Raw genomic sequence first — 24,191 nt, 5'->3', positions numbered from 1 at the left:
AATGTCATGTCCATCCAAATAAACCTTTCCAAAATAAAATCGACTCTTCCAGAACATGTTACTCTGGTTGCGGTTTCCAAAACAAAACCCGTTTCCGATTTAATGCAGGCTTATGATGCCGGTCAACGCGTTTTTGGTGAAAACAAAATTCAGGAAATGGTCGATAAATGGGAACAAATGCCCAAAGATATCGAATGGCACATGATTGGACATGTACAGACCAACAAAGTCAAATACATGGCTCCTTTCGTGAGTTTAATTCACGGTGTCGACAGTTTGAAATTATTGGAAGAAATCAATAAACAAGCCCTAAAAAACAATCGAATCATTGATTGTTTACTCCAAATTCACATCGCCGAAGAAGAAACAAAATTTGGACTTGACGAAGAAGAACTAAAAGCACTTCTAGCCTCACCTTCTTTCAAAGAAATGAAAAACATCCGAATTGTCGGTTTGATGGGAATGGCAACTTTTACAGATAACCAAAACCAAATCAAAAAGGAATTCACACATTTGAAATCTGTTTTTGATTCATTAAACAGTAAAGACGGATCAAGTAGAGATGCACTGCAGTACATCTCTACAATGAAAATATTATCCATGGGAATGTCAGGCGATTATCAATTGGCAATTTCTTGTGGCAGCACAATGGTTCGGATAGGAAGTAGTATCTTTGGAGGGAGAAGTTGATTCTTGATTGAAGATTAAGGATTTTTGATTTCAAATTTAGCGACTGAACACTAAAAAAACTGTAAACTGAACACTGAATTTTGTACGCAATACTCGACATAGAAACCACCGGAGGACAATTCAACGAAGAAGGAATAACGGAGATTGCTATCTATAAATATGATGGTCACGAAATCGTGGACCAATTTATCAGTTTAATCAATCCTGAAATTCCCATTCAGCCGTTTGTGGTCAAACTTACCGGAATCAACAATGCAATGCTTAGCTCAGCTCCGAAGTTTTTTGAAGTCGCCAAACGCATTATCGAAATAACAAACGACTGTGTCTTGGTCGCTCACAATGCCTCATTCGATTACCGAATTCTTCGCACCGAGTTTCGCCGTCTTGGGTATGACTTCAACATAAAAACACTTTGTACTGTAGAATTATCCCAACGTCTATTGCCGGAACAGCCTTCTCATAGTTTGGGAAAATTGGTTCGCGCACTTGGAATCCCTATGGCAGACAGACACAGAGCCAGCGGAGATGCTATGGCAACAGTCAAACTTTTCAAAATGCTTTTAGACAAAGACCTTGAAAAAACCATCACGAAAGAACTAATCAAATTTGAGGTTATCAAAGGCGTTTCTCCAAGATTATTGGATATTATCGAAAGCCTTCCTTCCAGAACAGGAATTTACTACATCCATCGCGAAGACGGCACCATCATATTTATCGGACAAAGCAAAAACATAAAAAAAAGAGTCAATCAGCATTTTACGGGCATAACCAGAACTTCCAAAAAAATCCAAGCCGAAGTTTTCACCGTAACTTTTGAGGAAACCGGAAGCGAATTAATTGCGCTCCTGAAAGAATCAGAAGAAATAAAGAAAAACCGCCCTATTTACAACCGCTCTACTCGCAAAAAAACACTGTCTTGGGCTATTTATGCTGAAAAAGACCAAAATGGCTATCTGAATTTAAAACTTCAAAAAGCCGATGGCCGCAAAAAAGAAATTACGGCATTCGCCAATGAACAGGAAGGAAGAGGCGCCCTTAGCCGCATTACCACAAGTTATCAGTTGTGTGCAAAACTTACAGGCCTTTCCAATCCAAAAAATACCTGTATTCAATATGAAAAAGGCCAATGCGATGGCACTTGTACAGAACAGATAACGCCCGAAGAATACAATTCAAAGGTTCAGGTTTTCATCGACAAAAACCTTTTCGACAACAAAAACATGATTATCATTGAACGAGGAAGAAAAACAGGTGAACACAGCGCAATATTAATCGAAAAAGGAATATTACAAGGATACGCATTTTACGATTTGAACTATCAAATCCTCAAACCTGAAATTCTAAAAAACATCCTTGTGTCAATGCCTAGTAATAAAGATACAAGATCATATATCCAAAGCTATTTGAGAAAACACAGGGTATTAAAAATTATCAATTTCTAATACCAAAATATAAATAATAAGGAGCTAATCCATCTGTACACTGCAACTCCTCATTATTCCCGCAGTTTTTCCAAGACATAAAAGGAGCTTCTTTCAGTCGCTCTTTTATACCAGGAAAAACAAACTGGAATAACTCCGGGGTTTTCGTTACCATCTGGGCTATCAAAAAAAAATGAAATACTTAATTACCATAGTCGGACCAACAGCCATCGGAAAAACATCCTTAAGCATCGACCTAGCCAAAAACTATAATTGCGAAATTGTATCTTGCGACAGCCGACAGTTTTTCAAAGAAATGGCTATTGGAACAGCCGTGCCAAATGCAGAAGAATTGGCCTCCGCACCACACCATTTTATACAAAACAAATCCATTTTTGATAATTATACCGTAGGCGATTTCGAAAAAGAAGCACTTCTAAAAATTGAAGAGTTATTTCAAAAAAATGATTATGTAATACTTGTTGGAGGTTCGGGATTGTATGTGGATGCCATTTTAAAAGGTTTTGACGAGTTTCCGGCTATAGATCATTCCGTCCGAGAAGAAGTAAATTCAAATTACGAAAAACTCGGAATCAAATACTTGCAGGGAAAGTTAGAAATCCTCGACCCAGTTTATTTCAAAAAAATAACTTCCGAAAATCCACAAACCTTGCAAAACCCGCAACGCATGATGCGATTTGTCGAAGTCTGCCTTGGTACAAAAAAACCTTATTCCTCTTTTTTAAACCAAAAGGAAAACAATCGGAATTTCACACCAATCATCATTGGCCTAGAAGCCGACAGAGAAGTGATCTACGACCGAATCAACCAACGTGTCGATATTATGATTAATGAAGGACTTTTGGCCGAAGCACAAGCTTTGTATCCACACAAAGAATTAAATGCCTTGCAAACGGTTGGATATCGTGAATTATTCAGTTATTTTGATGGGGATTTTACTTTGCCATTCGCAATTGAAGAAATCAAAAAAAATACCCGCCGATTTTCAAAACGTCAACTCACTTGGTTCAAACGAAAAGAAAACACACAATGGTTTGATTATTTGATAGATAGAGGAAAAATTATTAATTATTTAAACTCAAAAACATAAAATTCTTACACATATATGATTATATTTGTTTAAACATGATCATATTATGAAGCAAATACTACTTGTTTTTTCCATCTTATTTCTTCTAACTTCTTGTGAGATACAATATGACGCTGAAACTAAAATTGTGGTTACAGGTCAAATTATTGATGAAAATGGAATTCCAATTCCCCACAAAAATATTGATATTACGATATTTGCATTCGATGGTATATATTCATCAGACGATCTAATTTCGTTTGGAAAATCGGACCTAAATGGATATTTCACGATGGTCTTTCCTGCTCCAAAAGGAGATTACGATTTTTTTATTGATATCAATAATATCATCAATCAACCTAATGAATTTGAAACAAAAGAAATAATTGCAAAAAGAAATAATTTCGAAAAATATAAACTCGATTTGAACAAAATCACTTTATACAAAACTGATGCAATTACTAATCTAACCTTACAATTAAATAAAACTTCTTCGAATAAATTACTAAAAGACATCCAAATAGAAGGTAAACTAAGCAATTCTCATATTGATTTAAATTTCAAAAATGAACCATTTAATTTAAATACCAATTATGCTGTTATAAAAAACCAAATTGTTATTCTAAAATACATAATCATTGATACTTCAAATTCTTCTAGCACCCCCTACAGTGTGCCTATTACAATAAACAATGATAAAGTGATCTATATAATTAACTACTAATGATGAGATACAGCATTCTAATATTTTTATTTTGTCTAAAAATATCATACGGCCAAGAAAAAAAGACAAAAACTATAATTACTTTTAAACCCGAATTCAGTCTCTATACTATAGTTCCAATCAACTTTGGCGACAATTATTTAGCGAAAGCTAATAAAGAGCATATAGGAATAGGTACTACTCTTAATCTTATTCAGATACAACATTTCAAGCTGGGAATTGGTTATGATTATATCAATTACTCAATAACTGATGTCTCCAAAGGTGGAAATATCAGCAGTAGCAAGTACAACTCATTTTACGGTTTTTTTACATACAAAATTGATCTTTCAAATAAATTTATTTTACAACCCTATTTAGGCTTAGGCTCTATAAAACTAAACTTAAAAAATGGAAACAGAAGTTTTGGCAATCAAACAGGAACAGATTTTCGGATTGGAATTAACACCGATTATAAATTAAATAAGACTTTTTATGCGTTTGCAGGAATAGGATATATTTCCACAAAATATGATGTACAAACTGTTCCGGAATTAATCTCTTTTTATGATAATTCAAAAATGATTCAAATGAATATTGGAATGAAATTAAATTTTTAATTTTCACTAAATACTCAAAATTACATTTACAGAACTTCTCTCATTAAAATTGAAAAATACTCATTTTAAAAATTAATGAGTCGATTCTTTTTGCAATTTTATTATTTGAAGTTATTTTTGTTTCTAATAAATCAATTTCTCTACTTTTCAAAAAACAAAAAAAATGCCAATTTCAGCAGACTTCACATCGATATTAAGCAAGGAATGGGAAATCAATTTTACCCAATGTACCCCAAACGGTTATCTAAAATACACCGATTTATGCAATCTGCTGCAATTAACAGCTGCTGCCCATTCTGAAGTAGGCGGAATCAGTTTTACTGATATGCAGGAATTTAACCAAGCTTGGGTATTAAGCAGAATGAGAGTCGAAATCAACGAATTACCAAAATGGAGAGATACTGTAACCGTAAAAACTTGGATTAATTCGCTCGAAAATTCCCGTTCGGTTCGTGCGCTAGAAATGTACGTCAACGGCAAAAAAATAATTGGATCCGAAACATTTTGGGCTGTTTTCAATACCAAAGCCCGCAGACCGGAACCTTTAGCCTTACCTTTTGAACATTTTGAATTATTCCCCGATAAAAAAGCAACCGAAGAAGGTTTTTCTAAAATCAACATCAACCCTGAAAAAGAATCTGTCTTTGAAAAAACCGTTTATCTTTCTGACTTGGATATTGTAAATCACGCCAATAACGTTAAATATTTGGAATGGTGTCTCGATCATGTTGATGCAAAAAGAATCTTAAAGCAAGAGATCAAAAGTTTTGAAATGAATTTCTTAAAAGAACTTTCCCTAAACGATCAGGTCATTATTCACGAAAGTGACAATGATGACCAATCGGCCACTACTTTTAGCATAACAAAAGGAGAAAAAAACTGTTTTGCTCTAGAATTGCATTGGAAGTAGGTTCTAAATCTTTAACAAGCAGACTATAAAAACAAAAAAGCTTCGGAATTCCGAAGCTTTTTTTATGGTTTAACAAGAACGATTACTTGCCTTTCACAACTAATCTGAATCCTTCACCGTGAATGTTTAAAATTTCAACATCCTCGTCTTGTTTTAAATACTTTCTCAATTTAGCGATGTAAACATCCATACTTCTTGAAGTAAAATAGTTATCATCTCTCCATATTTTTGTCAAGGCCAATTCTCTTGGCATCAAATCATTTTCATGCAGAATCAGCATTTTAAGAAGTTCATTCTCTTTCGGAGACAACTTAATTGGTTCTTCATCACCAAAAGTTAAGAAACGAAGCTTTGAATTCAGATGAAACTTACCAACATTAAACTCAAATTGAACCGCTTCTGTTTTTACATCAGACGCTTTTCTTTGAATGATAGCTTTAATTTTCATCAATAAAACCTCAGAATCAAAAGGTTTATTCAAATAATCATCTGCTCCGGCTTTATATCCTTTTAAAACATCCTCTTTCATAGATTTTGCAGTAAGGAAAATAATAGGCACATCATTATTTTTTTCTCTTATTTCTTTGGCCAAAGTATACCCATCTTTGTATGGCATCATCACATCAAGAATGCATAAGTCATAGGAATCCTTTTTGAACTTTTCAAAACCTTCCATACCATTTTTAGCCAAAACAACATCAAAATCATTTAGCGATAAATAGTCTTTTAGAACTGCTCCAAAATTAAGGTCATCTTCTACTAATAGTATTTTTTTATTTGTGTTTTCCATACTTTAATTTATTAAAGGTAATTTTATAATGAAGGTACTTCCTTTTCCCTTTTCACTTTCTACATATATTTGACCGTTATGGTCATCTACAATTCGCTTTACATATGCAAGACCCAAACCATGTCCTTTCACATTATGTATGTCTCCGGTATGTTCTCTGTAAAATTTTTCAAAAATCCTTTTTTGAGCAACTTTACTCATACCCACGCCATTATCTTTTATTTTGATGAGGACCATATCTTTGATATTCTCAGTATAAATATCAATTTTAGGGATACCTGCTGTATATTTTATGGCATTTTCCAAAATATTAACTATCACATTTGTAAAGTGAACATCATTCAGCAAAACTGTTTTTCTGATGGCTCCAAAATGAATATCAATAGTTCCTTCTCTGTCTTCTAAAATCAAGTTAACATGTTCGATAGCATCATTAATAACTTCTTCAATGTCGCTTGATTCTTTTATAATATTTAATTCTTTCTTTTCTAATTTAGATATCCTCAATACATTTTCAACCTGAGCATGCATTCGCTTATTTTCGTCCCGAATCATTTCGAGATATTTAAACACTTTCTCTTTGTCCTCAATAATCTTCGGGTTTCGGATGGCATCCAAAGCCAAATTTATTGTAGCAATTGGTGTTTTAAACTCATGCGTCATATTATTGATAAAATCCGTTTTTATCTCCGATATCTGCCTTTGACGAATCAACTGATTCAGAGCACTCGTATAAGCAATAATAATAATTAACGTAAATATGATCGATAATATCGTAATACTCACCAATTCAGACAATAAGAACTTCTTTTTATGCGGAAAAGTAACTAACAGCTTGTACTTTTCATTCCCTTCATTATCAGTAAAAATCGGAATGGAATAAGTGGCATCTTTATCATATTGAAAATTATCCGATCTTATTTTAGTTTGTATTCCGTTACTTAAAATCCCAAACTCAAACTTGGTTTTTACACCATATTCTTCCAATTCTTTTTTAATAATCTCTCTTAAAGCTTCTTTTGTAATTCTCTCTTGGATAGGCATTGCAGAGGCAATATCTTTAAAAAAAATCTCAAATTGGGCATTATCTAAAATATCCAAATTACCAGCCTTCTCAATTCTTTGATCCGGTATTAAACTTTGCTGTATCCCTGAATTATCAAGACTATTTTTATTATAAACTTCCGTAACCCTTTTGGAATTGAAGTTTTTAAAACTTTCATTAGTAAATTTTTTATCAAAAAGTCCAGACGAAATCTTAAAATCCTCGGATATTATACTATTAGAATAAATAATAGTTTGCTTTGTTAATGGATTTTTTTGAACATAATAAAATTCCAACAAATCATTTCTTTTAGGAATTTTACCAGTACTGTCTTTATAATGATTGTATTTATCATAAAAACTGTAAGCTTCACGATTATGCAGTTTTTCAGCAACATTGCCTAACACCTGCTTAACATGAAACTTAAATTGTTCAGCATTATTCTCAAATGAAGTATTAAACCAATAAACCTGCACAAGAATGATCCCGATTAAGGATAAACTCATTAATAATACAAGCAGTCTAAAAAATAGTTTGTTCATTCGAGCAAAATTAGTATTTTAACAATATAATGAATAAAGCATTAACCAAAGATTAACATTTAAGAATTGATTTGTTTAATTCTTAAAAAATTAAGAATTTTAACAATTTCTACCTTTATTGCCTCGATACTAGTATTTTTAATAATAAAATCACTTTTTGATGATTTTTCCTCATCATTCCACTGATTTTTAATTCTTTCTAATACTTTTTCCCTTGTCGTATTATCTCTTTCAATTACTCTTTGAATCCTTACTTCAAGTGGCGCTTCGACATTTATAACAAAGTCACACTTTTTATAACTCCCACTTTCAAATAAAATTGCAGTCTCGTAAATAACAAACGGATTATTTTTGTGATCCAAAAGCCATTCGTCAAAATGTTTTTTTACCGCAGGATGAACAATACCATTGAGTTTTTCCAGTTTTCTGCTATCATTAAAAACAATTTCTGATAACTTTTCACGTAACAAAACACCTTTGTCAAAGACCGTGCTTCCAAATTCTGCTTTAATCAGATTTAGTACGGAATCAGTTTGCATTAATTTTCTAGCTTCTAAATCTGCAATGTAAACAGGAATCCCAAGAGATGAAAATTCATTGGCAACGGTAGTCTTTCCACTCCCAATACCTCCAGTTAAACCGATTATTTTAGTCATATCTTATTTAAAAAACAATTCAGGAAAAGCTTGTTTTGGGTCTTGTTTTAAAATAATTACTTTAATATAAGACTTTAAAAATCCGAGTCCATATCCATAAAACTGTTTCCAAACCGCAATAATGGATAAATATCCAATTTTAATACTCTTATTCTGAATAGAAGACAGCAAAAATAATGCCAAAAAGTAGCCAAAATAAAATTTAAGCAGAATATCTTGATTAAAAATCAACAGTATTAAAGATACAAAAAATCCTATTATAAAAAAAGTAGGAAAGAAAAAAGTTAACTTATTATATTCTGGATACCAGCTATTTAATATTGGCCTAGCCTTTCCAAATTTATTTACCTGAATAGAAAATTTCCCCCAATCTATCCTTCTTTTATGATAAACGAAAGCTTTTGAAAAAAGTCTTGTCTCAAAACCTAAGTTCCACAAACGGATTGATAAATCTGGATCCTCACCTGGATGAATGTTACCAAATCCTCCTGAAGCTAAAAATGCCTTACGAGAAATACCCATATTAAAGCTCCTTGGCTGGAATTTCCCAATCTTTTCAGATCCTCCTCTAATCCCTCCCGTTGTTAGAAAAGATGTCATCGCAAAATTGATTGCCTTTTGAATATCCGAAAAGCTGTCCAAAGCCTTATCCGGCCCTCCAAAACAGTCCACATAATTTTCCTTCAACTCTTTTTCAACCTCCACCAAATAATTCTCTGGAATAATGCAATCGGAATCAAAAATTAAATAGTAATCACCTCTAGCCTTGTCCATTCCGTAGTTTCTGGAATCACCAGGCCCTGAATTGCTCTTGTAGTAATAGCAAATATCCAACTTATCTCCATATTTCGCTGCAACATCCTGACAGCGAATTGTTGAACCATCCTCAATCAATACTATTTCAAAAATTTCTTTATAAGTTGATTTTGTTAAACTTTCTAATAATTCATCTACTTCATCAGGACGATTATAAACAGGAATGATCAATGAAAACAACATAATATAATTGGGTTATTATTATTTTTTAAAAATTTTCCGCAAAGGTACTTCTTTATTAACAAAAAAACCATCATAAAAATGATGGCTTTCTATATCAAGTGTTTCAATCACACTATTTAATCACACTATTCAAACATTTCCATTACTTCCTGACTAACTCCCATATTAGAGAATCCACCGTCATGCAGTAAATTTTGCAAAGTCACTTTACGCGTCAAATCCGAAAACATAACAACAATGTAATCGGCACATTCAGCTGCTGTTGCATTGCCAAGCGGAGACATTTTATCTGCGAAAGCAATAAAACCTCCAAATCCTTTAACTCCCTGTCCTGCTCTAGTAGCAGTTGGTGATTGAGATATGGTATTTACTCTCACTTTTTTATCCCTTCCAAAGAAATATCCAAAACTACGCGCAACAGATTCTAAAAATGCTTTATTATCAGCCATATCATTATAATCAGGAAACACTCTTTGTGCCGCCATATAAGATAATGCAATGATACTCCCCCACTCATTCATTGCATCTTTTTTATACAAAACCTGCATCAGTTTATGGAAAGATACTGCCGAAACATTCCAACCTTTTTCGGTAAACTCATAATTTTGGTTTGTATAATGATTCCCTTTTCGAACATTTACAGACATTCCGATAGAATGCAGGACGAAATCAATATTACCTCCAAGGATTTCAACCGCTTTATCTACCAATGACTCTAAATCTGAAACCGATGTTGCGTCGGCGGGGATAATTTGACATCCGACTTTTTCAGCCAAGGCATCAATATTTCCCAATCGCATTGCCGCAGGTGCATTAGTCAAAACAAATGTTCCCCCTTCTTCATGAATACGTTCGGCAGTTTTCCAAGCAATTGAATTTTCGTCCAAAGCACCAAAAATGATACCGCGTTTACCTTTTAATAAATTGTACATAATGATATTTTTTTTCTTTTTATAATTACAAAAATGCCCAATGTTTCCTTTTAGCCCCGGTTGAAGCGAAAATCCTCTTGTTCTGTCTCGTCCCAAAAGACGAGAAGAACATGAGATTGTAGCGGAAAACGGGAATCCTATTTCCTAAAAAAGCCAAATGCTCCTGCTCCAAAATTAATCAATAAAACTAATTCCATAAAAAAACACCTTATTTCCATGATTAAAAACCATCAAGAAATAAGGTGCTTCAATAATAATAGTGTTCTACTTAAGCGATAGTTGTAACAATACTTGGAATAGCAACAATTTCGTTAGTATCTGCTTTGTAATCAACTCCGTCAAGTCCAAATCCGAATAAATTATAGAAATCAGTTCTATAGCCTTCTAAATCACCTATTTTAGCAAGATTTTCAGTTGTAGCTTCCAACCAAAGTTTGGCAACCTGATCCTGAACATCTTCACGCATTTCCCAATCATCAATACGGATTCTTCCTTTTTCGTCAAGCAAAATTGGTTCTCCTGTATAAAGTCTTTGTTGGTACAAACGTTGAATTTGCTCAATACATCCTTCGTGAATTCCTTTTTCTTTCATTATTTTATACAACAAAGAAATATATAATGGAATAACCGGAATAGCTGAACTCGCTTGTGTTACCAAAGCTTTGTTCACGGAAACATAAGCTTTACCGTTAATCCCTTTCAAGCTATCAGCAATGGTAAATGCAGTAGCTTCAAGGTGATCTTTAGCACGACCGATTGTTCCTTTTCTGTATACCGCTTCTGTCAATGAAGGCCCAATGTATGAATAAGCTACAGTTGTAGCGCCAGGAGCCAATAAATTTTCAGCTTTCAAAGCGTCGATCCACATTGCCCAATCTTCACCACCCATTACAGCAACCGTATTGACAATATCTTCTTCGTTACAAGGCTCGATAGAAACCTCAGAAACTTTTCCTGTATGGAAATCAACTGTTTTATTAGAAAAAGTAGTTCCAATAGGTTTTAAAACCGAACGATGTAAAACTCCTGTATTTGGATTTAATCGTACTGGAGAAGCAAGACTGTAGATAATTAAATCAACTTGTCCTAAATCGGCCTTAATAAGATCAAGTGTTTGTCTTTTTACTTCGTTAGAAAAAGCATCTCCATTGATACTTTTTGCATACAAACCAGCTTTTTGAGCTTCCTTTTCAAAAGCAGCTGAATTATACCAACCTGGCGAAGCTGTTTTTCCTTCCCCTGGTTCTTTTTCAAAAAACACACCAATTGTAGCCGCATCTGAACCAAAAGCGCTCGTGATTCTTGAAGCCAAACCAAAACCAGTTGAAGCCCCAATAACCAATACTTTCTTAGCTCCGTCAATAGGTCCTTTTGATTTTACATATTCAATTTGATTTTTAACACTTTGTTCGCAACCTTTAGGTTGGGCCGTCAAACAAATAAATCCTCTCATTCTTGGTTCAATAATCATATTATTCAGTACGTTAGTTTATACTTTATCTTTAATTTTCAAATTTAATGGGCAAATATAGTCCAATTATTTAGTTCAACAAGGCTTTTGCATGATTTAAGGCCGAATCCGAAATTACAGTTCCCGATAACATTTGAGCAATTTCAAGAACTCGTTCTTCCTCCGTCAATAATTTTAATTCTGATTGGGTATCATCACCAACAGTAGATTTGAACACTTTGAAATGCTCAGTTCCTTTTGCAGCAATCTGAGGTAAATGGGTAATGGCAAAAATTTGCATCTGACTACTCATTCCTTTCATAATTTCCCCCATTCTATTTGCAATTTCACCTGAAACCCCTGTGTCAATTTCATCAAAAATCAATGTTGGTAATTTTGAATATTGCGCCAAAATTGCTTTGACAGCAAGCATAATTCGCGACATTTCACCCCCAGAAGCTACTTTTTTCAATAAACCAAAATCAGTTCCTTTATTGGCGGAAATCAAAAATTGCAACTCATCTTTTCCATTTTCAAAATAAGTTGATGTTCTATTAATCTCCATATTAAAACGAACATTTGGCATTCCTAAAGTCTCCAAAATAGAAACTAATTTTTGTGACAAAAGAGGAATCGCTTCTATTCTGTTTTTGTGTATCACATCGCAAATCTTATCAAGTTCTTTTGTATTCTCATCAACCAATTGTGTCAATTTTGCAATCTCCTCATCAATATTTCCTAATTCTAATACTGAATTTTCAAGATTTCCATGAATTACCAGCAACTCATCTACTGTATTTACCTGATGCTTTTTTTGCAAATTATAAATCAATTGCAATTTTTGACTAATCAAATTTAATTGCTCAGGATCGTTGATTAATTTCTCCGAACAACGATTTAATTCAATTGCAATATCATCAAACTCAATTTTTAAACTTGAAATTCTTTCAAAAAGGGAATGGTAATCAGTCGAAAAATGAGCAATTTTTTGAATAGCATTTTTTATTTCATTCAAATTATGAACCACCCCTACTTGCTCTTCATCGGCTATTGCCAATGATTTATCAAGTGATTCTTTTATAATTTCAACGTTATTTAACTGCTCATAATTTTCTTCCAAGAATTCCTGCTCCCCTGATTTTAACTTCGCAGAAACCAATTCTTCCAAAAGAAAAGTATTATATTCTTGTTCTTTGGAAGCATCAGCCTTTTTCTTAGTCAAGGCATTTAATTTGGATTTATTCGATTTATAGTTTTTTAAAACCGATTGATAATTTACAATCGTATCCAAATTACCAGCAATTGCATCAATGATCTTGAATTGTACTTCTTCATCTGACAATTCCTGAGTTTGCTGTTGCGAGTGAATATCTATCAAATACAAACTCAACTCCTGCAATTCCTGCAAATTTACAGGACTGTCATTAATGAAAGCCCGTGATTTACCGGAAGGCAAAATTTCTCTTCGAATTATTGTTTCGGGTTCATAATCCAAATCATTGGCTTCAAAAAAAGAAGCTAAATTATATTTGGATATATCAAAATGAGCTTCAATAACACATTTTTCTTCTTTATTTTTAAGCGAAGTCAAATCGGCTCTTTTTCCTAAAGCTAACCCCAAAGCTCCCAATATTATTGATTTTCCTGCTCCGGTTTCCCCTGTAATAATCGAAAATCCTTTGGAAAAATCAATTGACAATCTTTCAATTAAAGCATAGTTTTTTATAGCAAGTGAGGTTATCATTTTTGAACTATTATGAGTAGGTTGGATTTAATAAAAATGTAATAAGGCTAATATTTTAGCAATTGCCATTTACTAGAATTTGAAGTAGAAGTTCTATTCAAACTATCTACCAAATCATTTATAGGAATAGAAGGACCTCCTGAAAAAATTGATACAATTTCATCCGATTTTGAATCCATAAAAATTCTTAATAGATAGGAATTTGGCCTGGTTCCGTTCAATTTGGCTAAATTAATCAATGAGCCTTTAATAATTTCTTTAGCTTTCTTCGTGTCTTCGTGCATAATATCTAACCCTGAATAATACTGGAAACTAGATTGTCTGATTTCATTAAAAGTTGAAGACAATAAATCATTTATCAAAATATATCTACTCATTGTCCCATCTGATTGATTCCACCCCTTGTTTCCACCCTGTTGGGCAAGATTAGCAATATTAATGGCTTCCTTAAAATAACGGTCTCCAAACATAGGAATAAAAGTATCTGCATCCATTCCTAAAATAATGTAACTATAAAATGATAGCACTGAAACCAGATTTGAAGAATAACTCGTTGGGTTATAAATCAGATTTTCAAATTCGGTATAATTAAAAGTAAAATCTTTATCATTTATATTCAAAACTGGAGAAGAATAAGTCGAATTATAGATGCTTCTTGAAGATTGCACTTGAATATTAGCTACAAATTGATCCGAACTATAACTCGAAAGGGTAATATACATCGAACAATTCACTTTTTCTTTTTGTGAAAGTGTTTGTCCGGTCCAGTCCGTTTTATTGACAAATTCATTTATGGCGGTTTCCAGCGTTTTGAAAACCTGTTGATTGGGATTGTTTATTTTTTGTGTATTTATCGTTACGGTACAATTCAACTGCTGGGCTTGAATGAAACCACAACTAAAAAATAGAAACCAAACAAATCTAACCATAAAAATGAGCTATTACTTTGTTTAAAATATCATCTGCCACAGCCATTTTGGATTTCAAATCCATTGGCTCTATTTTAAATGCACTATCGATAAAGGTAACTTTGTTAGTATTTTTGCCAAATCCAGCTCCTTGATCCTGTAATGAGTTAAGAACTATCAAATCTAAGTTTTTTTTCTGAATTTTTGCTTTAGCATTATCAATTTCATTTTCAGTTTCTAAAGCAAAGCCTATTAAAAATTGATTTTTTTTAGCTTCACCAAGCGAAGCCAAAATATCTTTGGTTTTTTCCAACTGAATTACAAAATCATCAGCTGTCTTTTTAATCTTTTGCGAAGCGACATCTCTAGGCCTATAATCAGCAACGGCGGCGGCAGCAATAGCCACATCTACCTCATGATAATACTGATGACAAGCTTCATACATTTCCTGAGCTGAAACTACCGGAATCACCTGAACCAGTGAATGATTTATTTTACAATGAGTTGGTCCAGAAATTAACACTACCGATGCTCCTAAATTGGCTGCACTTTGAGCAATGTCAAATCCCATTTTCCCCGAAGAATGGTTTCCAATAAAACGAACCGGATCAATTGCTTCGTATGTTGGTCCCGCAGTAATTAGAATTTTTTTCCCTTTTAAAGGCAATTTACTTTCAAGATCAGCTTCCAGAAATGAAACGATATTTTCTGGTTCTGCCATTCGTCCTTCACCTGACAAACCACTTGCCAATTCGCCACTTTCAGCTGGAATCATTATGTTTCCAAATGCTTTTAAAGAATTGAAACTTTCATGCGTTGATGGATGAGCGTACATATCTAAATCCATTGCCGGAGCAAAATATACAGGGCATTTTGCAGAGAGATAACAGGCTACCAAAAGATTATCGCACAAGCCATTTGCCATTTTAGACAATGTATTAGCAGTTGCAGGCGCAATAACCATTAAATCTGCCCAAAGTCCTAATTCTACATGACTATTCCATTCCTCATTTTTTTCATCTTTATTATAAAATTCAGAAAAAACGGGATTCTTAGATAATGTCGATAAAGTAAGTGGAGTTATAAAATCCTTAGAAGCAGGTGTCATTATCACTTGGACATGTGCACCTGCTTTTATGAAGAGTCTAACTAATGAAGCCGTTTTATATGCAGCGATCCCACCAGAAATTCCCAGCAAAATCTTTTTTCCGCTTAAAACTGACATTAGTCCTATTATTTATTTGCTTCTCTGTGGTAAATTTTACCATCTAACCATTCCTGAACTGCCAAAGCGTGTGGTTTTGGAAGTTTTTCATAGAATTTGGAAACTTCGATTTGTTCTTTATTTTCAAAAACTTCTTCTAAACTGTCATTGTAAGTAGCAAATTCTTCTAACTTCTCAGTCAATTCTTTTTTGATTTCAGAATTAATTTGATTTGCTCTTTTAGCCATAATTGTTATCGCCTCATACACATTTCCAGTAGGTTCTTCAATAACTGTTTTGTTGTAAGTTATTGTATTTACCGGAGCATTTGTCTTTTTTAAATCCATGACTTTATTTATTTATTATATTTTTTCAATTCAACATCAATTTGTGCCAACATTTCGTCAGCCTTTTTTTTGTATTCTGTATCTGGTTTAAATTTAACCAAACTATTATAACTCGCTTTGGCTACATTTAATCGCTCTTCCATTTTTGAAGAAACACTATTTATAGCCAATAAATAAGCGGAATCCAATTTATAATATAAAGCTTTTTCTTTAAATGAAGTTCCAGGATAATCTATTATAAAATTATCAAAAGCAATAATTGCAGATTTATAGTTCGAAATCCTATTATATTCTAATGCATTTTCATAAACCTTACGCTCAATCTTTTCGTTCAATTTTCTAGATAACTCATTCGCTTCGGCGGTATATTTAGAATTTGGATAACGATCTATAAAACCTTGAATCTTTTCTATTGCTTTAAAAGTATCCGTTTGGTCAATGCTGTAAACAGGTGACAACTTTGAATAGCTCTGAGCTCCTAAAAAAGCACATTCTTCTGCTTTTTCACTTCTTGGATATCCTGACATAAAGCTATCGAACTGATATCCTGCCAAATAATATTGTCTGGTTTTATAATAAGATTGGGCAAACATATAAAACAATTTTTCACCCTGAGGTTTTCCTCTATATGCTGGTGCCAATTGCTCAAAAAGACGAATTGCTTTTGAATATTTACCTTCGTCATATAATTTTGAAGCCAATTCATATTTCTTAGCCGGATCTTCGGTTTTTAATGCCGCCTGATAATCACTACAAGAACCTAAAAAAAGAACAACAAACAATACAGATATTATTTTTTTCATTTTATTCACTGATTTTATTTTTATTGTAAATGCAAATTGAATATACAATAAATGCCACCAAAGGTAGGTGGCAAATTTAGTTATTAATTTAGCTATTACAAAATAAATCTTTATTTAAAAAAACAGCTACTTTTTATGTGTTTTTAACCATTTTTTTAACAAATAGAGCTATACGCTCCGCCAAAGATTCATTTACAGGAACCAATGGTAAACGCACAACATTTTCTGAAATACCAAGAACTTGGAACACTTCTTTAATACCAGAAGGATTACCTTGTTCAAATATCATATCAATACAATCAGTCAATAAATATTGCAATTTGAAAGCTTCATCCACCTTTCTGTTCAATCCCAATCGAATCATTTCGGAAAACTCTTTTGGAAAACCTTGTCCAATTACCGAAATTACTCCTGCACCGCCAGCTAAAACAACAGGTAAAGCAATCATGTCGTCACCGGAAATCACCAAGAAATCTTTTGGTTTATTTTTCAACAACTGCATCGCCTGAACTAAATCGCCTGCAGCTTCTTTTATAGCAACAACATTTTCAAAATCATTTGCTAATCTAATAACAGTTGAAGGCAACATATTACTAGAAGTCCTTCCCGGTACATTATACAAAATAACCGGAATTGGTGACGCTTCAGCAACTGCTTTAAAGTGTTGGTAAATTCCTTCCTGACTAGGTTTGTTATAATAAGGAGAAACAGATAAAATAGCAACAAATGGAGACAAATCTCTAGTACGCAATTCCTCAACAACCTTCATTGTATTATTTCCTCCCACACCAAGAACCAAAGGCAATCTACCAGCATTCACTTCAATTACTGTTGCAATTACCAACTCTTTTTCTTCTTGCGTCAAGGTAGCATTCTCTGCTGTGGTGCCTAAAATAACAAGATATTCAATTCCGCCGTCTATGGAAAAATTTACAATTCTTCTCAAAGCTTCAATATCAATTGTAAAATCGTCTTTAAACGGTGTGATCAAGGCAACACCTGTCCCTATTAATGATTGCATAATTTAAATTATATTTTATTTAATATTTTTAAGTACCGAAACAATTCGTTTACAAATCCCTTATAATCATCTGAAGCAATGTTTATCAAAAAATGGTTCAATCTTTTATCAACACTTGAAAAACCTGCTTTGAACTTTGCCTTAGTCCTATTTGTCAAAAGCAACAAAATAGGGTTTTCTTCACTATAATAATTAATCAACAAATCAAACTCTTCTGAAAGAAACTCATTTATTGACTCCTTTGTAAAATTACTTTTAAAATCCAAATCCTTAAATCCAAATGTAGGATTCAAATACTCCTCTTTACTTTTAAAATTATCCCGAAAAGCAATAACTTTAATATTGTTTTCCAAAATTCCATTGGAAACTATTTCTTGTTTCAAGGCGGCTGTTTCTAAAAAATTACTTTCATCAACAATCAAACCAACCTTTACAATGGCAGACCTTAATGACTCCTCCTTAACATTAAAAAGGCTCTTTTTTAAAGTATTTTTTAAGACGAAACTCTTTATATAATCTAAAAACATAGCATTTTTACAAGATTACAAATTTAATTATTTAAGTCACATTAAAGATGGCAAAGCTAAAAAACTATACTGTATATTTAAAACTTTTTGTTACATTCTTAACAATGGTCTTTCATTATTTAATGCCGTAACAAAAAGACAGCTTTCTAAAATGAATGCAAAACCATTCAATTTTATATAAATTAAAAACTGATATAGTATATTTTACAAAAAAAAAGCATCATCGAAAACTAACAAAACTAGCCAAGAAAAATCAATAATCATTTAAATCTTCAATCACATTATCTCTCTCTAAAAAATACCTAACCATGAAGAAATAAGATAAAAATTGAGTGATAATACTAATTAGCGTTAGGAAATAATTATAAAAATAAAACTTATACAGCACAAAGAAAATATCTGAAACTATAAAATTAATACACATTAACATCGCACTAAAAAAGGCGTAAGTACTATTCTTGATATAATTTAAAATTGTAATTATACTCAAAACACTTAAAATCAATCCAAAAAGTACATACAAAGAAAAATTCAGTTCTAAATTTTCCAATTTTAAATTTAAAACTGAATAACAAATTGTTGCTATACCAAGGATTAAAGCGGCAACAGAAAAACTATCTCCAAAACTAAATTTCAATTGTTTGAAATCTTTTTGTGCCAAATATATTAGCAAAACATAAACTAACAATACACACATAAAAGACCCAATCGCAGATTCACTTATTTTCAATAGATTAAAAACATCTCTGGTAAAAAAAAGTAAAAAAATCAATGCCTTCAAAAATGTGATCTTATAATTATTTGAAACCAAATAATAGATAAACAGTGAAGGAATTATTATTGACTTAAAAAAAAGTAACAAAGTTCCGAATCCAAGTAATTTGAATATAATTGCCAAAAAAGAAGTAACAAAAAACAATACAAGTGACGGAGTACTAGCTTTCATTCAACATTGATATAAATTGATCCTCAGAAATTATTGATATGTTAAGTTTGTTTGCTTTTTCAAGTTTGGCAGGTCCCATATTGTCACCCGCAACAACAAAATCAGTCTTTGCAGATATGGAACTCCCAATTTTTCCACCATTATCTTCGATCGCTTTCTTTAATTCATCTCTTGAAAAAGTTGAAAAAACACCCGAAACCACAAATGTTTTACCTGATAATTTATCTGTTGCATTAGGATTTATTTTTTCGATAATTTCAAATTGTACGCCATAACTTTTCAACCTTTTGATAATTTCCCTATTTTCATCATTTTCAAAAAAGTCAATTACGCTTTGGGCAATTCTTTCACCGATTTCATCCACCAAAATCAAATCCATCAAAGTTGCCTGTTGCAATGCGTCAATATTTTTATAATGCTTCGCCAATTTTTTAGCCACGGTTTCACCGACAAATCGTATTCCTAATGCAAACAATACACTTTCAAACGGAATGTTCTTAGAATTTTCAACACCCTTAACTAAATTTTCTGCAGATTTTTGTGCCATTCTTTCCAAAGGCAAAAGATCTTCGACTGTCAATTTGTACAAATCGGCGTAATTATGTACCAATCCATTATTATAAAGCAACGCAACCGTTTCTCCACCAAGTCCTTCAATATCCATCGCTTTTCTCGAAATATAATGCTGAATTCTACCTATAATCTGCGGTGGACAGCCATAATAATTCGGGCAATAATGATTCGCTTCTCCCTCACCTCTTATCAATTCGGTTTCACATTCAGGACAATGTGTTATATATTCTGTTGGTTTGGAATTTTCAGGTCTTTTACTTAAATCAACGGCAATAATTTTAGGAATAATCTCCCCTCCTTTTTCCACAAAAACAGTATCATGGATTCGAATATCCAATTTTTCAATTTGATCCGCATTATGCAAAGATGCCCTTTTAACAATAGTTCCTGCCAATTGCACAGGCTCCAAATTGGCAACTGGTGTAATTGAACCGGTACGTCCAACCTGATACGAAATGGATTTCAATTTAGTAGAAACTTGTTCGGCTTTGAATTTATATGCAATAGCCCATCTTGGCGATTTTGCGGTATAACCCAATTCTTCCTGATGGTGAAAATCATTTACTTTTATCACAACACCATCGGTTTCATACGGCAAATCGTGACGATGTACGTCCCAATATTCTATAAACTCAAAAACTTCATCCAAACTTTTAGCCAATTTAGCTTCTACAGGCGCTTTGAACCCCCAACTTCTTGCCTTTTCAAGCCCTTCAAATTGTGAATCAAACGGTAAATTGGCACCAATCAAAAAATACAGCAAACAGTCCAACGGCCGCTTTGCAACCTCTGCACTATCCTGTAGTTTCAAACTTCCGGAAGCTGTGTTTCTTGGATTGGAATAAGGCGTTTCTCCAATTTCGATCAATTCCTGATTCATTTTTTCAAATCCAGCCAAAGGCAAAATAATTTCTCCGCGAATATCGAATTTTGAAGGATAGCCCTCTCCTTTTAATTTTAAAGGAATGGATTTTATAGTTCTGATATTATTCGTCACATCATCCCCTTGTAAACCATCTCCACGCGTCACCGCCCGCACTAATTTTCCATTTTCGTAGGTAATACTTATCGATGCTCCGTCATATTTTAATTCACATGTATATTCTAATGGCACGTTACCCAAAACTTTTTGGATACGGTTTTCCCAATCGATTAAATCTTCCTTCGAATAGGAATTATCCAATGAATACATGCGGTGTTCATGGGCTATTGTTTCAAAGTTTTTGGTTATCGCTCCTCCAACTCTCTGTGTTGGTGAATCGGCATCAAAAAATTCAGGATGTTTATTTTCCAAATCCTGAAGTTCTTTTAATTTCATATCAAACTCATAATCAGACAATGTTGGCTTATCCAACACGTAATAATTATAATTGTGAAGATTGAGTTCTTCCCTTAAAGTTTGAATGATTTGAAGTGTATCCATAAAACAAAAAATTGGCTATTTTAGTATATCTAATGAGCTACTAAAATAACCAATTTAAATTTTAAAAATCAAATTTATGCCTCGATAATCGAATTAATTTGATTGTACAATTGACCGTCACTTAAAAATGATCCCTGCTGAATCAATTGAAAAATAGAAACATTACGTTCATCTGTAAATTCTTTTTTTCCAACTTTCATTTCAAGCGAATCAGTAAACATATTATCGCTCAACCAATGTAACCCTTCTTTACTTAAGAAATCAACTTCTGGATCCAAAGATTTCAATACAATTGATTTAATGTAAGTATCAAAACACTCAAAAAGAAAAACATGATTTTTTGAGAAAAACTCCAAATAAGTCGCTTTAGTAAGAACACCTTCCCAAATCAAATCTGAAAAAACATCCAATTCCTGCTCAGCAACCTCCGGTTTTTCGGCTTTAATTTTATCCCACTCCGCTTTATCAATTGCCTGGGTAGCCAAAAAATTAGTAAATTCTTGAGTTAACTCTTCAAATTGTTCTTTTGTAAGTCTAGCGTATTTCATTTTAGAAGTTAGAGATTAGAAGTTAGAGATTAGAAGTTAAAAATATGAAATCAGATTTTAGAAATTAAACATGCTATGATAGCAAAAATGCAAAATATCTCCCCTTAGCCCCGATAGAAGTGGAAATCCTTGTTTGCCGGGGTTCGGCAAATAAGATTGCAACGGATAGCGGGACTATGCCGGCTAAAATCCCCAATCTTTCTGCTCCAAATTAATAATGACTCCGGTTTAAACAAAAAAATCCCGATTTGTATCGGGATTTTAAAATATTAATTTAGAAATTATGCTTTTTCAGCGATAATTTCATATGGTAATTCTACAATTACATCTCTGTGTAATCTAACAGTAGCAGCATATTTACCAGTACGTTTTACAACACCAGAAGTAATGAATTTTCTATCAATTTGTTGACCTGCAGCAGCTAAAGCAGCAGCAATATCAATATTTGTAACAGAACCAAATAATTTTTCACCACCTGCTTTTGCAGAGATTTTAATTTCAACAGCTTTCAGAGCTTCAGCCAATGCTTTAGCATCAGCAACGACTTTAGCTTCTTTGTGCGCTCTTTGTTTTAGGTTTTCAGCCAAAACTTTTTTAGCTGAAGAAGTTGCTAAAACAGCAAATCCTTGAGGGATCAAATAGTTACGACCATAACCTGGTTTTACAGATACTACATCATCTTTAAATCCTAAGTTTTGTACGTCTTGTTTTAAAATAAGTTCCATGTTGTTGTCCTTATGTTTTTAGAAGTTAGTCCCGATAGTATCGGGACAACAACTGTTAATTTTTAATTATTTTAATAAATCGGCCACGTATGGCATTAAAGCTAAGTGACGAGCTCTTTTTACAGCTACAGACACTTTTCTTTGGTATTTTAATGAAGTTCCTGTTAAACGACGAGGAAGAATTTTTCCTTGCTCATTAACGAATTTCAATAAGAAATCAGCATCTTTATAATCTACATATTTGATACCTGATTTTTTGAAACGACAATACTTTTTAGTTTTGTTGGTTTCTATGTTTAAAGGCGTTAGATATCTGATATCCCCGTCTTTTTTTCCTGAAGCAGATTGTTGTAATGTTGCCATGATAATTAAGCTTTTTGAGATTTAAGTTTTGCTCTTCTTCTTTCAGCCCAAGAGATAGCATGTTTGTCAAGACTTACAGTTAAGAAACGCATAACTCTTTCGTCACGTCTAAATTCAGTTTCGAAAGCAACAAGAACTTCTCCAGATACTTTGAATTCGAATAAGTGGTAGAATCCACTTTTTTTGTTTTGAATTTCGTAAGCCATTTTTTTAAGGCCCCAATCTTCTTTCGATACCATTTCAGCTCCGCGAGTAGTAAGAAAATCTTCAAATTTGCTTACTGTTTCCTTTACCTGAACCTCAGATAAAACGGGATTTAAAATGAAAACAGTTTCATAATGATTCATAAAAAATTTATTTATTTGTTAAATTGGCTGCAAAAGTAATCTTTTTTTTTGAACCTGCAAGCACAAAACAACTATAATCGACGAACAACTAAAAAAGGTTTGATTTTTTTTAGATTTATAAAAAAAAAAACTATTTTTACTCAACCAAATCAAAAATTTGAAATTATGAAACTTAACTGTGTAGTCGTAGATGACAGTTCAATACAACGGATGATTATTGCAAAGTTAGTGAATAACCACACTAATCTAAATTTGATTGGTGATTTTTCTAACGCAATAGAAGCCAAAAGTTGTATGACTGTTCACACGGTAGACTTAATATTTCTTGATATTGAGATGCCTGTTATTAGTGGTTTTGATTTCCTTGATGGTTTAAAAACCAAGCCCCAGATTATCTTCATTACTTCGAAAGCTGAATATGCCATGAAAGCTTTTGATTATGATGCTACAGATTATCTACAAAAGCCAATTTCTATTGAGCGTTTTAATGCTTCTGTGCGTAGGGCTATTGACCATTACCTCCTTAAGAGAGAGAATAAAGAAGATGAAGGTGAACATATTTTCATCAAAAGCAACCTGAAAAAATTAAAAGTTTTTACTTCTAAAATTAAGTGGATCGAAGCTTTTGGCGATTATGTAAAAGTAGTTACTGAAGATGACAGTAATCTAGTTCTTTCAACTATGAAATCTTTTGAAAATGATTTATCAAAAGACAAATTCATAAGAGTTCACAAATCTTATATCGTAAATATTGACAAAATAGATCGTTTCAACAGTAAGTTTGCCGAAATTGGCGTGACGAAAATTCCTTTGAGTCGCAACAAAAAAGAAGACTTAGTAAAAGCACTTGCCTATTCGTAATTT

Annotated in this window: 26 protein-coding genes; 7 read left to right on the top strand and 19 right to left on the bottom strand. The window is 32.8% G+C overall.

Features of this window, described 5'->3' with window-relative positions; genetic code table 11:
• Positions 1–6 precede the first annotated feature (6 nt).
• From OZP12_RS09535 to OZP12_RS09510, 6 genes are all read left to right on the top strand, one after another.
• Positions 7–690 carry a YggS family pyridoxal phosphate-dependent enzyme gene (locus tag OZP12_RS09535; protein WP_281228857.1) on the top strand — a complete coding sequence of 228 codons (684 nt, stop codon included), beginning with the start codon at positions 7–9 and terminating at the stop codon, positions 688–690.
• Positions 691–770: 80 nt separating this feature from the next.
• Positions 771–2,132, top strand: a complete 1,362-nt coding sequence (locus tag OZP12_RS09530; protein ID WP_281228856.1) for an exonuclease domain-containing protein — start codon at positions 771–773, stop codon at positions 2,130–2,132.
• A gap of 172 nt (positions 2,133–2,304) precedes the next feature.
• Positions 2,305–3,222 (top strand): tRNA (adenosine(37)-N6)-dimethylallyltransferase MiaA, encoded by a 918-nt coding sequence (miaA, locus tag OZP12_RS09525; RefSeq protein ID WP_281228855.1) that lies wholly within the window; start codon positions 2,305–2,307, stop codon positions 3,220–3,222.
• A gap of 46 nt (positions 3,223–3,268) precedes the next feature.
• Positions 3,269–3,925, top strand: coding sequence for a hypothetical protein (locus OZP12_RS09520; RefSeq protein ID WP_281228854.1), 657 nt, complete (start codon positions 3,269–3,271; stop codon positions 3,923–3,925).
• On the top strand, positions 3,925–4,524 hold the full coding sequence (locus tag OZP12_RS09515) for a hypothetical protein (RefSeq protein ID WP_281228853.1): 600 nt from the start codon (positions 3,925–3,927) through the stop codon (positions 4,522–4,524). The genes OZP12_RS09520 and OZP12_RS09515 overlap by 1 nt, the downstream gene beginning before the upstream one ends.
• Before the next feature lie 163 nt (positions 4,525–4,687).
• Positions 4,688–5,434, top strand: coding sequence for an acyl-[acyl-carrier-protein] thioesterase (locus tag OZP12_RS09510; RefSeq protein ID WP_281228852.1), 747 nt, complete (start codon positions 4,688–4,690; stop codon positions 5,432–5,434).
• A gap of 82 nt (positions 5,435–5,516) precedes the next feature.
• Here OZP12_RS09510 and OZP12_RS09505 read toward each other — a convergent pair whose 3' ends face one another.
• From OZP12_RS09505 to rpsF, 19 genes are all read right to left on the bottom strand, one after another.
• Entirely contained in the window at positions 5,517–6,224 is a 708-nt protein-coding gene (locus OZP12_RS09505; protein ID WP_281228851.1) for a response regulator transcription factor, read from the bottom strand.
• A gap of 3 nt (positions 6,225–6,227) precedes the next feature.
• Positions 6,228–7,811: a sensor histidine kinase gene (locus OZP12_RS09500; RefSeq protein WP_281228850.1), complete on the bottom strand. Its 1,584-nt coding sequence runs from the start codon at positions 7,809–7,811 to the stop codon at positions 6,228–6,230.
• 59 nt (positions 7,812–7,870) lie between these two features.
• Positions 7,871–8,467, bottom strand: a complete 597-nt coding sequence (gene coaE / locus OZP12_RS09495; protein WP_281228849.1) for a dephospho-CoA kinase — start codon at positions 8,465–8,467, stop codon at positions 7,871–7,873.
• Positions 8,468–8,470: 3 nt separating this feature from the next.
• Positions 8,471–9,466 carry a glycosyltransferase family 2 protein gene (locus tag OZP12_RS09490; protein WP_281228848.1) on the bottom strand — a complete coding sequence of 332 codons (996 nt, stop codon included), beginning with the start codon at positions 9,464–9,466 and terminating at the stop codon, positions 8,471–8,473.
• Positions 9,467–9,591: 125 nt separating this feature from the next.
• Entirely contained in the window at positions 9,592–10,401 is an 810-nt protein-coding gene (locus OZP12_RS09485) for an enoyl-ACP reductase FabI (protein WP_281229048.1), read from the bottom strand.
• 265 nt (positions 10,402–10,666) lie between these two features.
• Positions 10,667–11,869, bottom strand: a complete 1,203-nt coding sequence (gene fabV, locus OZP12_RS09480; RefSeq protein ID WP_281228847.1) for an enoyl-ACP reductase FabV — start codon at positions 11,867–11,869, stop codon at positions 10,667–10,669.
• 70 nt (positions 11,870–11,939) lie between these two features.
• A complete protein-coding gene (gene recN / locus OZP12_RS09475) occupies positions 11,940–13,592 on the bottom strand; it encodes a DNA repair protein RecN (RefSeq protein ID WP_281228846.1) in 1,653 nt (550 codons plus the stop codon).
• Between the two features lie 47 nt (positions 13,593–13,639).
• Positions 13,640–14,521, bottom strand: coding sequence for a type IX secretion system protein PorD (gene porD / locus OZP12_RS09470; RefSeq protein WP_281228845.1), 882 nt, complete (start codon positions 14,519–14,521; stop codon positions 13,640–13,642).
• Entirely contained in the window at positions 14,514–15,725 is a 1,212-nt protein-coding gene (coaBC, locus tag OZP12_RS09465; protein WP_281228844.1) for a bifunctional phosphopantothenoylcysteine decarboxylase/phosphopantothenate--cysteine ligase CoaBC, read from the bottom strand. The genes porD and coaBC overlap by 8 nt, the downstream gene beginning before the upstream one ends.
• 8 nt (positions 15,726–15,733) lie before the next feature.
• On the bottom strand, positions 15,734–16,051 hold the full coding sequence (locus OZP12_RS09460; protein ID WP_035634966.1) for a DNA-directed RNA polymerase subunit omega: 318 nt from the start codon (positions 16,049–16,051) through the stop codon (positions 15,734–15,736).
• 8 nt (positions 16,052–16,059) lie between these two features.
• Positions 16,060–16,854, bottom strand: coding sequence for an outer membrane protein assembly factor BamD (locus OZP12_RS09455; protein WP_281228843.1), 795 nt, complete (start codon positions 16,852–16,854; stop codon positions 16,060–16,062).
• A gap of 133 nt (positions 16,855–16,987) precedes the next feature.
• A complete protein-coding gene (dapA, locus tag OZP12_RS09450) occupies positions 16,988–17,875 on the bottom strand; it encodes a 4-hydroxy-tetrahydrodipicolinate synthase (RefSeq protein ID WP_281228842.1) in 888 nt (295 codons plus the stop codon).
• Between the two features lie 8 nt (positions 17,876–17,883).
• Positions 17,884–18,402: a DUF6913 domain-containing protein gene (locus OZP12_RS09445; protein WP_432419523.1), complete on the bottom strand. Its 519-nt coding sequence runs from the start codon at positions 18,400–18,402 to the stop codon at positions 17,884–17,886.
• Positions 18,403–18,655: 253 nt separating this feature from the next.
• The gene (locus OZP12_RS09440; protein WP_281228840.1) at positions 18,656–19,063 is read right to left on the bottom strand and encodes a hypothetical protein; all 408 of its coding nucleotides are present in this window, start codon (positions 19,061–19,063) and stop codon (positions 18,656–18,658) included.
• A 274-nt stretch (positions 19,064–19,337) separates the two neighbouring features.
• The gene (ligA, locus tag OZP12_RS09435) at positions 19,338–21,344 is read right to left on the bottom strand and encodes an NAD-dependent DNA ligase LigA (RefSeq protein ID WP_281228839.1); all 2,007 of its coding nucleotides are present in this window, start codon (positions 21,342–21,344) and stop codon (positions 19,338–19,340) included.
• 74 nt (positions 21,345–21,418) lie between these two features.
• Positions 21,419–21,892: a DUF6495 family protein gene (locus OZP12_RS09430; protein WP_281228838.1), complete on the bottom strand. Its 474-nt coding sequence runs from the start codon at positions 21,890–21,892 to the stop codon at positions 21,419–21,421.
• Between the two features lie 281 nt (positions 21,893–22,173).
• The gene (gene rplI, locus OZP12_RS09425; RefSeq protein WP_281228837.1) at positions 22,174–22,617 is read right to left on the bottom strand and encodes a 50S ribosomal protein L9; all 444 of its coding nucleotides are present in this window, start codon (positions 22,615–22,617) and stop codon (positions 22,174–22,176) included.
• 66 nt (positions 22,618–22,683) lie between these two features.
• Entirely contained in the window at positions 22,684–22,980 is a 297-nt protein-coding gene (gene rpsR, locus OZP12_RS09420) for a 30S ribosomal protein S18 (RefSeq protein ID WP_026715037.1), read from the bottom strand.
• A gap of 5 nt (positions 22,981–22,985) precedes the next feature.
• Entirely contained in the window at positions 22,986–23,327 is a 342-nt protein-coding gene (gene rpsF / locus OZP12_RS09415) for a 30S ribosomal protein S6 (RefSeq protein WP_281228836.1), read from the bottom strand.
• A gap of 165 nt (positions 23,328–23,492) precedes the next feature.
• Here rpsF and OZP12_RS09410 point away from each other — a divergent pair, with 165 nt between their 5' ends.
• A complete protein-coding gene (locus tag OZP12_RS09410) occupies positions 23,493–24,188 on the top strand; it encodes a LytR/AlgR family response regulator transcription factor (protein ID WP_281228835.1) in 696 nt (231 codons plus the stop codon).
• Positions 24,189–24,191: the final 3 nt, after the last annotated feature.

This window comes from Flavobacterium aquiphilum (assembly GCF_027111335.1).
Lineage (GTDB): Bacteria > Bacteroidota > Bacteroidia > Flavobacteriales > Flavobacteriaceae > Flavobacterium > Flavobacterium aquiphilum.
This window is presented reverse-complemented; position numbering and strand designations above follow the sequence as displayed.

Coding starts and splice junctions, on each gene's coding strand:
- OZP12_RS09535 (WP_281228857.1), top strand. CDS start 7: ATGTCCATCCAAATAAACCTTTCCAAAATAAAATCGACTCTTCCAGAA.
- miaA (WP_281228855.1), top strand. CDS start 2,305: ATGAAATACTTAATTACCATAGTCGGACCAACAGCCATCGGAAAAACA.
- OZP12_RS09520 (WP_281228854.1), top strand. CDS start 3,269: ATGAAGCAAATACTACTTGTTTTTTCCATCTTATTTCTTCTAACTTCT.
- OZP12_RS09515 (WP_281228853.1), top strand. CDS start 3,925: ATGATGAGATACAGCATTCTAATATTTTTATTTTGTCTAAAAATATCA.
- OZP12_RS09510 (WP_281228852.1), top strand. CDS start 4,688: ATGCCAATTTCAGCAGACTTCACATCGATATTAAGCAAGGAATGGGAA.
- OZP12_RS09505 (WP_281228851.1), bottom strand. CDS start 6,224: ATGGAAAACACAAATAAAAAAATACTATTAGTAGAAGATGACCTTAAT.
- OZP12_RS09500 (WP_281228850.1), bottom strand. CDS start 7,811: ATGAACAAACTATTTTTTAGACTGCTTGTATTATTAATGAGTTTATCC.
- coaE (WP_281228849.1), bottom strand. CDS start 8,467: ATGACTAAAATAATCGGTTTAACTGGAGGTATTGGGAGTGGAAAGACT.
- OZP12_RS09490 (WP_281228848.1), bottom strand. CDS start 9,466: ATGTTGTTTTCATTGATCATTCCTGTTTATAATCGTCCTGATGAAGTA.
- fabV (WP_281228847.1), bottom strand. CDS start 11,869: ATGATTATTGAACCAAGAATGAGAGGATTTATTTGTTTGACGGCCCAA.
- recN (WP_281228846.1), bottom strand. CDS start 13,592: ATGATAACCTCACTTGCTATAAAAAACTATGCTTTAATTGAAAGATTG.
- porD (WP_281228845.1), bottom strand. CDS start 14,521: ATGGTTAGATTTGTTTGGTTTCTATTTTTTAGTTGTGGTTTCATTCAA.
- coaBC (WP_281228844.1), bottom strand. CDS start 15,725: ATGTCAGTTTTAAGCGGAAAAAAGATTTTGCTGGGAATTTCTGGTGGG.
- OZP12_RS09460 (WP_035634966.1), bottom strand. CDS start 16,051: ATGGATTTAAAAAAGACAAATGCTCCGGTAAATACAATAACTTACAAC.
- OZP12_RS09455 (WP_281228843.1), bottom strand. CDS start 16,854: ATGAAAAAAATAATATCTGTATTGTTTGTTGTTCTTTTTTTAGGTTCT.
- dapA (WP_281228842.1), bottom strand. CDS start 17,875: ATGCAATCATTAATAGGGACAGGTGTTGCCTTGATCACACCGTTTAAA.
- OZP12_RS09445 (WP_432419523.1), bottom strand. CDS start 18,402: ATGTTTTTAGATTATATAAAGAGTTTCGTCTTAAAAAATACTTTAAAA.
- ligA (WP_281228839.1), bottom strand. CDS start 21,344: ATGGATACACTTCAAATCATTCAAACTTTAAGGGAAGAACTCAATCTT.
- OZP12_RS09430 (WP_281228838.1), bottom strand. CDS start 21,892: ATGAAATACGCTAGACTTACAAAAGAACAATTTGAAGAGTTAACTCAA.
- rplI (WP_281228837.1), bottom strand. CDS start 22,617: ATGGAACTTATTTTAAAACAAGACGTACAAAACTTAGGATTTAAAGAT.
- rpsR (WP_026715037.1), bottom strand. CDS start 22,980: ATGGCAACATTACAACAATCTGCTTCAGGAAAAAAAGACGGGGATATC.
- rpsF (WP_281228836.1), bottom strand. CDS start 23,327: ATGAATCATTATGAAACTGTTTTCATTTTAAATCCCGTTTTATCTGAG.
- OZP12_RS09410 (WP_281228835.1), top strand. CDS start 23,493: ATGAAACTTAACTGTGTAGTCGTAGATGACAGTTCAATACAACGGATG.